Annotated in this window: 12 protein-coding genes; 11 read left to right on the top strand and 1 reads right to left on the bottom strand. The window is 69.4% G+C overall.

All coding sequences use genetic code 11. The features are described 5' to 3' along the window. The first annotated feature begins 189 nt into the window (after positions 1-189). The 4 genes from ASD78_RS14840 (at position 190) to lolA (ending at position 5761) form a co-directional block, all read left to right on the top strand. On the top strand, positions 190-1257 hold the full coding sequence (locus tag ASD78_RS14840; protein WP_056102683.1) for an alanine dehydrogenase: 1068 nt from the start codon (positions 190-192) through the stop codon (positions 1255-1257). A gap of 192 nt (positions 1258-1449) precedes the next feature. Beyond that, positions 1450-3801 carry a DNA translocase FtsK gene (locus tag ASD78_RS14835; protein WP_056102680.1) on the top strand — a complete coding sequence of 784 codons (2352 nt, stop codon included), beginning with the start codon at positions 1450-1452 and terminating at the stop codon, positions 3799-3801. Between the two features lie 127 nt (positions 3802-3928). Continuing rightward, positions 3929-4939: a hypothetical protein gene (locus ASD78_RS20815; protein ID WP_156087773.1), complete on the top strand. Its 1011-nt coding sequence runs from the start codon at positions 3929-3931 to the stop codon at positions 4937-4939. Positions 4940-5098: 159 nt separating this feature from the next. Continuing rightward, entirely contained in the window at positions 5099-5761 is a 663-nt protein-coding gene (gene lolA, locus ASD78_RS14820) for an outer membrane lipoprotein chaperone LolA (RefSeq protein ID WP_082575644.1), read from the top strand. Between the two features lie 15 nt (positions 5762-5776). Here the strand turns inward: lolA and ASD78_RS14815 are convergent, their stop codons facing one another. Further along, entirely contained in the window at positions 5777-6304 is a 528-nt protein-coding gene (locus ASD78_RS14815) for a glycosyl hydrolase 108 family protein (RefSeq protein WP_056102673.1), read from the bottom strand. A gap of 232 nt (positions 6305-6536) precedes the next feature. Here ASD78_RS14815 and ASD78_RS14810 point away from each other — a divergent pair, with 232 nt between their 5' ends. The 7 genes from ASD78_RS14810 (at position 6537) to ASD78_RS14780 (ending at position 12972) form a co-directional block, all read left to right on the top strand. Further along, complete coding sequence (locus ASD78_RS14810) at positions 6537-7895, top strand: replication-associated recombination protein A (RefSeq protein ID WP_056102981.1); 1359 nt, start codon at positions 6537-6539, stop codon at positions 7893-7895. A gap of 26 nt (positions 7896-7921) precedes the next feature. Continuing rightward, positions 7922-8302: a fluoride efflux transporter CrcB gene (gene crcB / locus ASD78_RS14805; protein WP_056102669.1), complete on the top strand. Its 381-nt coding sequence runs from the start codon at positions 7922-7924 to the stop codon at positions 8300-8302. Positions 8303-8727: 425 nt separating this feature from the next. Further along, on the top strand, positions 8728-9651 hold the full coding sequence (locus ASD78_RS14800) for a hypothetical protein (protein ID WP_200944217.1): 924 nt from the start codon (positions 8728-8730) through the stop codon (positions 9649-9651). Positions 9652-9797: 146 nt separating this feature from the next. Beyond that, a complete protein-coding gene (locus ASD78_RS21595; RefSeq protein WP_082575643.1) occupies positions 9798-10247 on the top strand; it encodes a hypothetical protein in 450 nt (149 codons plus the stop codon). A gap of 10 nt (positions 10248-10257) precedes the next feature. Next, complete coding sequence (locus tag ASD78_RS14790) at positions 10258-10968, top strand: C39 family peptidase (protein WP_055906982.1); 711 nt, start codon at positions 10258-10260, stop codon at positions 10966-10968. 3 nt (positions 10969-10971) lie between these two features. Continuing rightward, positions 10972-11514 carry a hypothetical protein gene (locus tag ASD78_RS14785; protein WP_055906979.1) on the top strand — a complete coding sequence of 181 codons (543 nt, stop codon included), beginning with the start codon at positions 10972-10974 and terminating at the stop codon, positions 11512-11514. A gap of 39 nt (positions 11515-11553) precedes the next feature. Continuing rightward, positions 11554-12972 (top strand): autotransporter outer membrane beta-barrel domain-containing protein, encoded by a 1419-nt coding sequence (locus ASD78_RS14780; RefSeq protein WP_200944215.1) that lies wholly within the window; start codon positions 11554-11556, stop codon positions 12970-12972. The last annotated feature ends 287 nt before the right edge of the window (positions 12973-13259 follow it).

The raw sequence follows: 13259 nt of genomic DNA, 5'->3' as shown, positions 1-13259 counted from the left end.
CGAGCCGTACGCCGGCGTGTTGAAGATGCGGTTGACGCCATAGCTTGGCGGCGCCGTCCCGGCAACACAAGGCGCGCGCCACGGACGCAATGTTGCACGGCGCGCGACCCGGTCCCCGATCGGCGAAGAACCCAGGCAGGACGCGCCGCGCATGCGGCGTTTTTCTTGGCCCCACTGGAGAGCACCGCGATGCGTATCGGCGTACCCAAGGAAACCAAGACCCTCGAAGGGCGCGTGGCCCTCGTCCCGGCCGCCGCCGGCGACCTGGTCCAGCGCGGCCACAAGGTCTGGCTGGAGCACGATGCCGGCCTCAAGAGCGGCTTCAAGGACATCGACTACACCCGCCTGGGCGTGAAGATCGCCGCGGACGCCGCGGCGCTGTACGAAAAGGGCGAGCTGATCGTCAAGGTCAAGGAGCCGATCGCCGGCGACCTCCAGCACCTGCGCAAGGACCACCTGCTGTTCTGCTACCTGCACCTGGCCGCCGAGCCGGTGCTGACCCGGCAGTTGCTGGACATCGGCCTGACCGGGGTCGCCTTCGAGACCGTCGAGCTGCCCAACGGCGACCTGCCGCTGCTGGCGCCGATGTCGATCATCGCTGGCAAGATCGGCATCCAGGTCGGCACCCACCTGCTGCACCAGCCCATGGGCGGCAAGGGCAAGCTGCTGGGCGGCCTGCCGTCGACCGAGCGCGGCAAGGTCGTGGTGTTCGGCGCGGGCCAGGCCGGCGGCGCTTCGGCGGCCCTGGCCGCGGCCGGCGGTTCCAACGTGACCGTGTTCGAAATGCGTCAGGACCGCATGGACCAGATGATGCGCCTGGGCAACAACGTCACCGCGCTGTTCCCGTACGTGGACGTGGTCGCGCGCGAAGTGGCCTCGGCCGACCTGGTGATCGGCGCGGTGCTGGTCACCGGCGCGCGCGCGCCGCACGTGCTGACCCGCGACATGCTCAAGGGCATGGAAGACGGCAGCGTGGTGGTCGACATCTCGATCGACCAGGGCGGCTGCTTCGAGACCTCGCGCCCGACCACCTGGAAGGAGCCGACCTACGTGGAGGAGGGCGTGACCCACTTCTGCGTCACCAACATGCCCGGCGCGGTGCCGCAGACCTCGTCGCAGGCGATCTGCGCGGCGATCCTGCCCTGGGTCAACAAGCTGGCCGGCGGCGACTGGCGCGGCAACCAGGCGCTGGTGCGCGGCATCAATGTCGAAGCCGGCAAGCTGGTGCATCCTGCGCTGCAGGGCATGAAGCTGTAACGTGGCGGCAGGCAGGCTTGTTCGTGGAGCCTGGGCCGGTCGCGGTTCCGGTAACGGAACGGCGGCACGGTGCCCACGGGCACCGACGGATCCCCGCTGCGGCGGGGATCTTGCTGTGAACGTGCTGTTATTTCGCTTTGTTTCGCCGTATATTCAATAACTAACGGAATCTAGCTAAGGCAGAACATCACGGTGGCGCAAGCTCCCACAGCAAGCCGAAAGAAGCCCACGGCGCAAAAGGCGCCGCCATCGCCGCGTCGTCAGCGGTTGGTGCGCGACATCGCCTTGATTCTGATCGCGCCGCTGCTGCTGTATCTGCTGGCCAGCCTGCTGTCGTTCTCGCCGCAGGATCCGGGCTGGTCGCATTCGGGCTCGATCACCGCGCCCTTGCACAACCTCGGCGGGCGCGTCGGCGCCTGGACCGCCGATGTGCTGCTGTACCTGTGCGGCTACGTCGCCTTCCTGCTGCCGGTGATGCTGGGCGCGATCGCCTGGATCGCCCTGTTCGGTATGGACGCGGACGGCGACGGCGATGCCGACCTCGGTCCGGCGCTGCGCCTGGTCGGCATCGTCGGCTTCCTGGTGTCGGCCACCGGCCTGCTGCAACTGCGCTTCGGTCCGGCCGAGGACTTCTCCGCCGGCAGCGGCGGCATCCTCGGGCAATTGGTGGGGCGCTCGCTGTACTCCGGCTTCGGCCCGGTCGGCGGCAATCTGTTCCTGCTGGCGCTGCTGCTGATTTCGCTGACCCTGGCCACCGGCATTTCCTGGCTGGCGGTGATGGACAAGATCGGGCAGTGGGCGCTGGCCCTGGGCCCGGTGCTGAGCAAGCTGTTCCGGCGCAGCAGCCAGCAAGCGACCGAGTGGCGCCAGACCCAGGTCATGCGCGAAGAGCGCGAGGAAGCGCGCAAGGTCGATACCGAACTGCGCGCCAAGCGCGAGAAAGTCAGGATCGAGCCGCCGCCGGCACCGGTGGTGGAGAAGAGCGAGCGCGCCAAGCGCGAGCAGCAGATCCCGCTGTTCCACGTCGGCGACGGCAGCGGCATTCCGCCTCTGGCGCTGCTGGACGACCCCAAGCCGCAGCCCAAGGGCTATAGCGAAGAAACCCTGGAAACCCTGTCGCGGCAGATCGAGTTCAAGCTCAAGGACTTCCGCATCGACGCCCAGGTGGTCGGCGCCTATCCGGGTCCGGTCATCACCCGTTTCGAGGTCCAGCCTGCGCCCGGCATCAAGGTCAGCCAGATCAGCACCCTGGACAAGGACATCGCGCGCGGCCTGTCGGTGAAGTCGGTGCGCGTGGTCGACGTGATCCCCGGCAAGTCGGTGATCGGCCTGGAAACGCCGAACACCAGCCGCGAGATGATCTACCTGTCCGAGCTGCTGCGCTCCAAGGAATATGACAAATCCGGCAGCCCGCTGACCCTGGCGCTGGGCAAGGACATCGCCGGCCGCCCGACCGTGGCCGACCTGGCGCGCATGCCGCACCTGCTGGTCGCCGGCACCACCGGCTCGGGCAAGTCGGTCGCGGTCAACGCGATGGTGCTGAGCCTGCTGTACAAGGCATCCGCGAAAGAACTGCGGATGCTGATGATCGACCCCAAGATGCTGGAGCTGTCGGTCTACCAGGGCATCCCGCATCTGCTGGCGCCGGTGGTCACCGACATGAAGGAGGCCGCCAACGGCCTGCGCTGGTGCGTGGCCGAGATGGAGCGCCGCTACAAGCTGATGTCGATGGTCGGCGTGCGCAACCTGGCCGGCTTCAACAAGAAGGTCCGCGACGCCGAGGAAGCGGGCCAGCCGATGATGGACCCGCTGTTCAAGCCCAACGCCGAACTCGGCGAGGCGCCGCGGCCGCTGGAAACGCTGCCGTTCATCGTCATCTTCATCGACGAATTCGCCGACATGATGATGATCGTCGGCAAGAAGGTCGAAGAGCTGATCGCGCGCCTGGCGCAGAAGGCGCGCGCGGCCGGCATCCACCTGATCCTGGCCACCCAGCGCCCGTCGGTGGACGTCATCACCGGCCTGATCAAGGCCAATATTCCGACCCGGATCGCGTTCCAGGTCTCCAGCAAGATCGACTCGCGCACCATCCTCGACCAGTCCGGCGCCGAGACCCTGCTGGGCCACGGCGACATGCTCTACCTGCCGCCGGGCACGGCGATGCCCGAGCGCGTCCACGGCGCCTTCGTCTCCGACGAGGAAGTCCACCGCGTGGTCGAGCACCTCAAGCAGATGGGCGGCGGCCCGGATTACATCGAGGGCGTGCTGGACGAGGTCCAGACCCTGGGCGACGGCATCGTGGTCGGCGCCACCGGCCTGCCCGAGAGCGGTGGCGGCGGCGACGAGTCGGACCCGCTCTACGACGAAGCCGTGCGCATCGTCACCGAGACCCGCCGCGCCTCGATCTCCGGCGTGCAGCGCCGGCTCAAGATCGGCTACAACCGCGCCGCCCGCCTGATCGAGGCGATGGAGGCGGCCGGCATCGTCACTGCGCCCGAGCACAACGGCGACCGCAGCGTCCTGGCGCCGCCGCCGCCGAAGTAGGGCCGCGCCGCCCAAACCGGGCCGCACGCCGACGGACGGACGGCCCCGGACTGGCGGCTGTCACGACGACCGCCTAAGCTGGCCCTTCGGGGGGGAACAACGCGGTTCGGACTCGGGGGATGGCCGCATGGCCTGGTATTCGAGCAGGACGGGGGCCGTCGTCACGGCGCTCGTGATCGTCGTGTGCGCCTCGCCGGCGGCCCAGGCCCAGGAATGGGTGCTGTGGCGCAACACCCCGTCGCTGCGCGATCAGGATCCGGCCAAGCGGCTGCCGCCGCCGCAACGGGCCGCTACGCCTGCGCCTGAGCGGACGCAGCCTCCAGCGGTTGCGGCGCCCGTCGCGATCGCCGCGCAAGCCCGTCGCGTTGCGGCGCCGTCGACCGATGGTGCTGCAGCTGCGCCGAGGCCTGCCGCGACCGCCGTCTCCACGCAAGTTGCGGCATCGGCATCGAGCTCGCCGACCGTGGCGAAGGCGAGGGCGGTCCATCCCAGCGCGCTGCCCGAACCCGTGCCGTCCGCCGATGCGGTCCTGCCTGCGCCGACCGCCGGCGTGGCGCACGCATCTGCGACGACGACGACGATGACGATGACGATGACGATGACGACGTCTGCCGCAGACCTGCGTCCGGCCGCTGCTTCGGCGTCGGCTGCGGCATCCGCAACGACCGCTTCGTCGGTCGCGCCGACTAGCGCCCCCGAGGCCGCCCTCGCGCGCACGGCGCCGCTGCCGTCCGTATCCGTCCCCGCGCTCAAGCGCGGCGCGGTCGCGATCACCGTGCCCGCGCCCTCGACCGCCGATACCGATGCGGTCGCGATCCTGCCGCTGGACGATGGCGCCGGAGCGATCGCCGCACCCGCGGCCAGCGGCGGCGTGACCGCTGCCGCGAACGCCGCGCTGGCTCGTGCCGCGGCGGTGCCGATGCCGCCGCGTGCGACCGGCGCCTATGTCACCGTCGGCAGCGACAGCGACGCCTCGGTGGTCGCGGCGGCCCCGCAGGTGTATTCCTGCGACGAATCCGGACGCTGCGAACACCTGGAGAGCGAGCGCCCGAACGTGGGCCTGCAAGCCGCGCCCGCGGAATCGCCGCATCGCCAGATCGAGTCGGAGAGCAAGCGCAGCGCGCTGCGCGATTTCTGATCCTGCCGACGCATTGGTGCGGCCGCGCACCGCTCACGCCGCCGTCGCGGGGCTGAACGCGGCGTGCCCGTTCGCGCGATACTGGTGCATTGCGCAGCACCTATTCAGTTTGCTCGCGGCAGACTCGCCGCAGCACGTCTTTCCGGAGCGATCGATCGCATGAGCCTGTCCGTCCTTCCCACCGCCCGCCATGCCGCGCGCATCGTCCTGGTCGCCGCCACGCTGTTGACCGGCATGGCCTTCGCCGGCGCCGCGGCCGCCGCCGCGCGCGACGACCTCAACAGCTTCACCCGCGGCCTCAAGGGCCTGGAAGGGCAGTTCAGCCAGCAGGTGTTCGACGCCAACGGCAAGCGCAAGGAAGCCTCCAGCGGCAACCTGGCCCTGTCGGCGCCGCGCCTGTTCCGCTGGGAATACGTCAAGCCGTACCCGCAGCTGATCGTCGCCGACGGCAAGAAGGTCTGGGTCAACGATCCCGACCTGCAGCAGGTCACCGTGCGCCCGCAGGGTGCCGAGGAGCAGAACAGCCCGCTGTCGGCGCTGATCGACCCGAGCAAGCTCGACGCCCAGTTCGTGGTCAAGGACGCCGGCGTCGCCGAAGGTCTGAACTGGCTGTCGCTGGCGCCGAAAAAGGAGGCCGAAGCCAACTTCCGCTCCGCCAAGCTCGGCTTCAACGCCAGCGGCCTGGCCCGGATGCAGGTCGTCGACAGCCTGGGTCAGCGCACCGAGATCGTCTTCAGCGGCTGGAAGCGCAACCCGACGTTTCCGGCCGGCAAGTTCAAGTTCGCGCCGCCGGCCGGTGTGGACGTGATCGGCGAGCGCTGACATACGCAGCCCGGCCTACGGCGCGCTCACCGGAAACCATTGAGCGCGCCGCAGCCAGCCGGCGAGAAAGCGTTGCAGCAGCGGATGCTGCGCGGCGAGCTGGCGGTAGTAGTCGAGCCGGCCTTGGCGGTAGCGCGCGTACAAGGTGCGCTGGTCGCTGGCTTGCAGCGCGGCCAGGGTATCGGCGCCGAACACTCCGTCCACCGCGACCGGCGCGCCGAGCAGGCGCTGCAGCAGGAACACCGCATGCACGCCGGCGTTGACGTAGAAATCGAACAGGTCCTCGGCCAGGCATTGCAATGCGATTTGGTCGCCCTGCAACGGGTCCCAGTACAAGCTGCGGTACAGCGTCGCGGCCTGTTGATCGCTGAGCGCCTGCAGGTTGGCCAGGGTCGGAGCCACGCCCAGCAAGGTCTGCGCGTGGACCTGGAAGGTGCGCAGGGTGATGCCCTTGTTGGTCGCACCGCCGGGGTCGGCGGGATCGTCGACGTAGCCGCCTTCGAACTGCAGCAGTTGCGGGAGGTACTGGTCGAAGTTCGCCATCGCGGGATCCAGTAGGGGCGGGGCGCATCGTTGCGCCGGGCGGCACAGGCGCCGGCCCGGTAATGCCAACGCGCGAGGCGCGCGCTTGTGAGCCGGCATGCTTGTGAGCCAGCGCGCCTGCGGGACGCAGGCAAATCCTTGCGTATCAAGGCCTTGAGACCCAGGCCGACACCGCGACGGCGCGAACTTGCTATCGTGTCGGCCATACGACCGTTTGCTTGCGACCCCCGCCGTGGCCCGCCGAAACTCCCGCCGATCCGAGGACGAACCCGACCTGCTCAGCGTCGACCGCGAGGGCCTGCGTCCGCTCGCCGAGCGCATGCGGCCGCGCAGCCTGGACGACATGGTCGGCCAGCGCCGCCTGCTCGCGCCCGGCACCGCGCTGCGCCGCGCGGTCGAGTCCGGGCACGTGCATTCGATGATCCTGTGGGGCCCGCCGGGCTGCGGCAAGACCACGCTGGCGCTGCTGTTGGCGCGTTACTCCGATGCCGAGTTCCGCGCGATCTCGGCGGTGCTGTCCGGTCTGCCGGAGGTGCGCCAGGTGCTGGCCGAGGCCGCGCACCGTTTCGCCGACGGTCGCCGCACGGTGCTGTTCGTCGACGAGGTCCACCGCTTCAACAAGGCCCAGCAGGACGCGTTCCTGCCGCACATCGAACGCGGCACCATCCTGTTCGTCGGCGCGACCACCGAGAACCCTTCGTTCGAACTCAACTCGGCGCTGCTCTCGCGCTGTCGGGTGCACGTGATGGAGGCGGTCTCGGCCGACGACATCGCGGTCGCCCTGCGCCATGCGCTCGCCGACGAGGAGCGCGGCCTGGGCGGGCAGGGCATCGAGGTCGAGGACGAACTGCTGCGGCAGATCTCCGGCGCCGCCGACGGCGACGTGCGCCGCGGCCTGACCCTGCTGGAGATCGCCGCCGAGCTGGCCGCCGACGAGGGCGGACGCATCACCGAGGCCACCCTGGCCCAGGTCCTGGCCGACCGCACCCGCCGTTTCGACAAGGGCGGCGAGCAGTTCTACGACCAGATCTCGGCCCTGCACAAATCCGTGCGCAGCTCCAATCCCGACGCCGCCCTGTACTGGCTGGCGCGCATGCTCGACGGCGGCTGCGATCCAGCCTACCTGGCCCGGCGCCTGACCCGAATGGCGGTCGAGGACATCGGCCTGGCCGATCCGCGCGCGCTGCAGATGGCGCTGGAAGCCTGGGACACCTACGACCGCCTCGGCAGTCCCGAAGGCGAACTCGCCTTCGCGCAGCTGGCGATCTATCTGGCCAGCACCGCCAAATCCAACGCCGCCTATGCCGCCTACAACGCGGCCCGCAGCGACGTGGCCGAGTACGGCACCCAGGCGGTGCCGATGCACCTGCGCAACGCGCCGACCAAGCTGATGAAACAGCTCGGTTACGCCCAGGGCTACCAGTACGACCACGATGCCGAAGGCGGCATCGCCCTTGACCAGACCGGGTTCCCGGACGAGATGGGCGAGCGCGTGTACTACCGCCCCGTCGAGCGCGGCCTGGAGATCAAGCTCAAGGACAAGCTCGAGCGCCTGCGCGCGGCGCGTGCCCAGGCGCGCGGCGACGACTGATTCGACACCGTCCGGAGAACGACGCGATGCCCTATGCCTTCCTCGCCATCGGCCTGGGCGCCGCGCTCGGTGCCTGGGCACGCTGGGGTTTGTCCTTGTGGCTCAATCCGGCCGCGGCGAACCTGCCGCTGGGCACGCTCGCGGCCAACTTGATCGGCGGCTACGGCGTCGGCCTGGCGGTGGCCTGGTTCGACGGCCACGCCGCGATCGCGCCGGAGTGGAGGCTGTTCGCGATCACCGGCCTGCTCGGCGGACTGACCACGTTCTCGACCTTCTCGGCCGAGGTGACCCAGCAACTGCTGCGCCAGCAATACGGCTGGGCCTTGGCGATGGCGGCCCTGCATTTGTTCGGCTCGCTGGCGATGACGGCGCTGGGCATGGCGAGCGTGCGCGCTGGGCTGGGTTGAGCGTCGGCTGTCGCGAACGTAACCGGGAAATCACTTTAAATTATTTGTTCAATATATTGATTTACATAACTAAATAACGACTCTACTGCATCCGGAAGAATCCGATGTTTCGCCATTGAAACATCAGACTGAATCACGGTGCCGGCACCGCGACCCCAAGGCAATCAAGCGCCTGCGCCTACTGCGGCCATCGCTTTCGGCATATCGCCGGCCCGGCATGTTTCATCGCCGCAACCTTTCGCGCGTCTGCGCGGCCCTTCGGCGGCCGCGCAATTTCCGCACCTGCGCTGCGCCCGTCCCCGAGCCCCGCCCAGCGGACGTTTGCGCCACCTGAACCAATCGTGGCACCGCTGTTGCGTGTAGTCGGATGCGTCGTGATCCGATGCCTCCCCCTGGCCTCACTCGGCGTGATAAGGAGAACAACAATGCGCATTCGTAACAGCCTGATGGCAACAGCGGTGATTCTCGGTCTAGGTTTCGCGGGCCAGACCTGGGCCCAACAGACCAACAACGAAAGCGGCGACGGCGACGACAGCCTCAGCGCGACCGATAATTCCGACAACAGTGCCGGCGACAACCGCAACAACGACGGCCGTGCGCGCGCCAGTGGCTACGGCACCGCCGCGGCCAACAATGGCGGTACCGCCACCGCGAGCTTCTCGAACTCGTTCAACAGCAACCGCGCCATCGCCACGACCCGGCTCGATGGCTACGTTACCGATATCCGCGTGCGCGACATCGGCAACGTCGCCCAGAACACGGGCAATGCCAATGGCGGCGGCGGCGGCCGAGGCGGCGATGCCTTGAGCGGCGAAGGCTCCGGCGGCGACGGCAGCGGCGGCGACGGCGGCTGGGCCGACGGCAATAACGGCCGTGGCGGCGACGCGGGCAGCGACACCGGCGGCGCCGGATCGCTGAGCGTGGCGGTCGGCGGCGACGGCGGCGGCGACGGCGGCAGCGCCAGCAACGGCGACGGCGACGGCGGCACGGCGACCGCGGGCAACGGCGACGGCACCGGCGGTGCCGGCAGCTCGGGCGCCGCGACGTCGACCAGCGGCTCCAGCTCGTCGACGGCGGGCAGTGCCGGTTCGGTCGCCTCCAACGGCGGCGCGGGCGGCAGCGGCAGCGGCAGCGGCGGTACCGGCGGTTCGGCGACCGGCGGTGCGGGCGGTGCCGGCGGCGCGGGCGGCGCACTGACCAACGATGCCGGCGCGTTCGACATGTCCAACAACATGACCAGCGTCGGACAGTCGGCGGCCGGGATCATGGTGGCGGCCCAGAACAGCGGCTTCGCGTCGCTGATCCAGCAGGGCATCACCGTGCAAGCCAACCTGACCGTGGGCCCATAAGCGCTCCTCCACGATGCGCCGCACGCGTTCCCAGGAACGCCGTCCTCCCCCGTACACGGCGCATCACGCGTGTCCGGGACGCCGCCGCTGCCGCGACGACGTCCTGGGCACGCACTTGGCGGAACGCATGGCGAAGGAGACTGACCATGCGCCCGTACTGCCCCGCAATACGCATCACCACCGGCCTGGCCGCGCTCGCGTGGCTGGCGATATTCCCCGCAGCGGCGTCCGATCCCGGGATCGAAGCCGACCTGCAACCGATCACGGCGCATAGCGCGCCCATGGAGCTGCCGATCGTCGCGGCCGTCGACCGCGACGCGATACCGCGCGGCGTCGACGGCATCGGCGCCACCGTCGACGCCGAGCGGCTCTCGGGCCTGCGCGGCGGCGAGAAGAGCGTCGACAACCGCATCCTGGTCGACGGCCGGGTCAGCGACAACGTCGCCGAGAAGATCGTCAGCGGCGCCAACGCCGTCGGCGGCGGCGCCTTCGGCAACGCCAACGGCATCAACACGGTGATCCAGAACACCGGCTCCAACGTGCTGATCCAGAACGCGATGATCGTGAACGTGCAGTTCACCGATCCGAGCCCCTGAGGCGCGGACGATGAGCCCGGTCGCGGTCACGCTGCGCGCACGCGCAACGGCGTGCGCGTTGCTGTGCGCGCTCGCCTGCGCCCAGGGCGCGGCGGCGGCGACGGTCGACCTGCGCACGCCCTACGGCGGCAGCTACGGCATCCGCCTGACCAGCCTCAAGGAAGCGCGCTTCCGTACCACCGTGCCGCAGCAGTACGACTTCAGCTGCGGCTCGGCGGCGGCGGCGACCCTGCTGACCTTCCAGTACGGCCATCCGGTCGGCGAGGCCGAGGTGTTCCTGGCCATGTACCGCGACGGCGACCAGGCCAAGATCCGCCGCGAAGGTTTCTCGCTGCTCGACATCCGTCGCTATCTGCTGGCCCTGGGCTATCAGGCCGACGGTTTCGAGCTGCCGCTGGACAAGCTGTTCGAGGAAGGGCTGCCGGCGATCGTGCTGCTCAACGACCGTGGCTACCGCCATTTCGTCGTGGTCAAGGGATTGCGCAAGGGCCGCGTGCTGATCGGCGACCCGGCCCGCGGCACCCGCGCCATGTCGCGCGCGAACTTCGAGCGGCTGTGGGACAACCGGGTGCTGTTCGTGGTCCACAACCGGCGCGAGGTCGCGCTGTTCAACCAGCCGCGCGATTGGCGGACCGCGCCGCCGGCGCCCCTGGACATGGGGATTTCGCGCGAAGGATTGCAGAACACGGTCATGCCGCGGCGTGGCCCGGGAGACATCTGAGCCATGAACGCCGGCCATTCGTACGATCACGCGCTGCCCCACCTGCCGGCGCGCGTGCTGTTCGCCGCCGCGGTGCTGGCCCTGGTCGCCGCCGCCTGGCCGGCGCGCGTGCACGGGGGCGAGGGCGCCGCCGACCTGGGCTCGGAATGGATCGCCTTGCCGCCCGAACGCCTGGACGCGCTGCGTGGCGGCTACGAAGCGCCGTCGGGCCTGCTGCTGTCGTTCGGCATCGAGCGCACGGTCTACGTCAACGGCGACCTGGTCGCGACCACCCGCGTGAACATTCCCGACGTGGCGCGGATGAGCGCCGAGCAGGCTCAGGCGTTGAGCGAGATCGGCGACGCGATCGTGGTCCAGATCGGCCCGGGCAACCGCTTCGATCCGGCCGGCTTCAACGGCGTGGCGATCCAGAACACCCTTGACGGTCAGGACATCCGTTCGCTGACCACCCTCAACGTCGGCGTCAATACCCTGGGCGTGTTCCAGGACCTCAACGGTCAGGCCGCGCTGCACAACGCCTTGATCGGCGCGCCCGGCGCGCCGTGATGCCCACGTCCATGACGGACCGCTGATGAAGGACTGCCCATGACTACGCCGACCGCACCGAAACTGATCCGGCTCGCCCTGGTGCCGGCGCTGTCGCTGGCGCTGACCGGGCTGGCGTGCGCGCAGGACGCTGCGCCGCCCGACGGCGAACTCAGCCTGGAAGCGCTGCAGCAGCAGATCGCGGCGCAGAATCAGCGCATCGACGACATGCGCACCACGTTGCAGGAGCAGGAACGCGACTTGGCCCAGCTGCAACGGGCGCTCGACGAACAGCGCCTGGACGCCACGCGCGCCCGCGGCGCGACGCCGCCGGCGAACCTGCTGCTGCCGCCGATGGCCCAGGTCTCGCAGGTGCCGCTGTCGCAGCCGGCTTCGCGCGAGCCGACGCTGCAGGAGGAGCTGCAGTCGCAGGTGGCGATGGCGCAGCAGGACCCGGTCACCCGGAATCTGGCCCAGCAGGCGCCGCAGCAACCGGTGGGGCAGGCGCCGGCCTCCGACGCGCGGCCGCCGGAAATCGCCCAGATCTTCGACCAGCCCGGCGTGCTGACCCCGCACGGCCAGTTCATCCTCGAACCCTCGCTGCAGTTCGGCTACTCGTCCAACGACCGCGTCGCCCTGGTCGGTTTCACCATCATCCCGGCGCTGCTGATCGGCCTGATCGACGTGCGCCAGGTCAAGACCACCACCGCGACCGCGACCCTGACCGGGCGTTACGGCCTGAGCGACCGTTTCGAACTCGAGGCGAAGCTGCCGTACGTCTACGTCAACGGCGACACCGTCAGCCGCGAGATCTTCACCGGCTCGGCGGTCGACAACGTGTTCAACGCCCACGGCAGCGGCCTGGGCGATGTCGAAGTCACCGCGCGCTACCAGCTCAACCGCGGCGGCCCCGACCAGGCCTTCTACATCGGCTGGCTGCGCTACAAGAGCCGCACCGGCAAGGACCTGTTCGAAGTGGTGACCGACTGCGTGACCCGCTGCGTGGCCAACACCACCGGCACCGGCCTGCCGCTGGAACTGCCGACCGGCACCGGCTTCGAATCCATACAGCCCGGCCTGACCTGGCTGTATCCCTCGGACCCGATCGTGTTCTTCGGCAGTTTCAGCTACCTGCACAATTTCAAGCGCAAGAACGTCTCGCGCACCGTGCTGGGCGGCGTGACCGAACCGCTGGGCGAGATCGAGGCCGGCGACATCCTCGGCTTCAACGTCGGCCTGGGCCTGGCCTTGAACGAGAAGGCCGCGATCAGCCTGGGCTACGACCAGAGCATCGTCGACCGCACCAAGCAGAACGGCAAGGATGCGGCGGGCTCGGTCCGTGTGGTGCTGGGCACCTTGCTGCTGGGCGGGTCCTATCGCTTCAGCGACAAGGTTTCCTTGAACGTCGCGCTGGGCGTGGGCGTGACCCGCGATACGCCCGACGTGACCCTGACCGCGCGAGTGCCGATTTCGTTCTGAGTCGTGGATGGCGTTCGCGCACCGCCGCCTGCGCGGCGCTGCATGGAACTCGCTGTGCGCTCAGGGGCGCACGGGTAGCAGTCGTCGCGATTGGGCGTACGCAGGGACTTCCTGGCCCGGCGCAGTTCGCTATGTTGTTCGTCCAGTATGCGTTGCTCGGCGCGTTGGCCGGCGCGTTGTTTCGGCGGCAGAGAGAAGCAGACGTAAGCCATGACCCGAACCGGCCATGGTCGGCACGCGTCGGCCGCCGTTCGTCGGCGCGTGCCGGCGCGGATCGCCGACGCGGA

The organism is Lysobacter sp. Root667 (assembly GCF_001427715.1).
Taxonomy (GTDB): domain Bacteria; phylum Pseudomonadota; class Gammaproteobacteria; order Xanthomonadales; family Xanthomonadaceae; genus Lysobacter.
This window is presented reverse-complemented; position numbering and strand designations above follow the sequence as displayed.

Bases quoted from the DNA above. Each gene is read 5' to 3' on its own strand.
- ASD78_RS14840 (WP_056102683.1), top strand. From the start codon at position 190: ATGCGTATCGGCGTACCCAAGGAAACCAAGACCCTCGAAGGGCGCGTG.
- ASD78_RS20815 (WP_156087773.1), top strand. From the start codon at position 3,929: ATGGCCTGGTATTCGAGCAGGACGGGGGCCGTCGTCACGGCGCTCGTG.
- lolA (WP_082575644.1), top strand. From the start codon at position 5,099: ATGAGCCTGTCCGTCCTTCCCACCGCCCGCCATGCCGCGCGCATCGTC.
- ASD78_RS14815 (WP_056102673.1), bottom strand. From the start codon at position 6,304: ATGGCGAACTTCGACCAGTACCTCCCGCAACTGCTGCAGTTCGAAGGC.
- crcB (WP_056102669.1), top strand. From the start codon at position 7,922: ATGCCCTATGCCTTCCTCGCCATCGGCCTGGGCGCCGCGCTCGGTGCC.
- ASD78_RS14800 (WP_200944217.1), top strand. From the start codon at position 8,728: ATGCGCATTCGTAACAGCCTGATGGCAACAGCGGTGATTCTCGGTCTA.
- ASD78_RS21595 (WP_082575643.1), top strand. From the start codon at position 9,798: ATGCGCCCGTACTGCCCCGCAATACGCATCACCACCGGCCTGGCCGCG.
- ASD78_RS14790 (WP_055906982.1), top strand. From the start codon at position 10,258: ATGAGCCCGGTCGCGGTCACGCTGCGCGCACGCGCAACGGCGTGCGCG.
- ASD78_RS14785 (WP_055906979.1), top strand. From the start codon at position 10,972: ATGAACGCCGGCCATTCGTACGATCACGCGCTGCCCCACCTGCCGGCG.
- ASD78_RS14780 (WP_200944215.1), top strand. From the start codon at position 11,554: ATGACTACGCCGACCGCACCGAAACTGATCCGGCTCGCCCTGGTGCCG.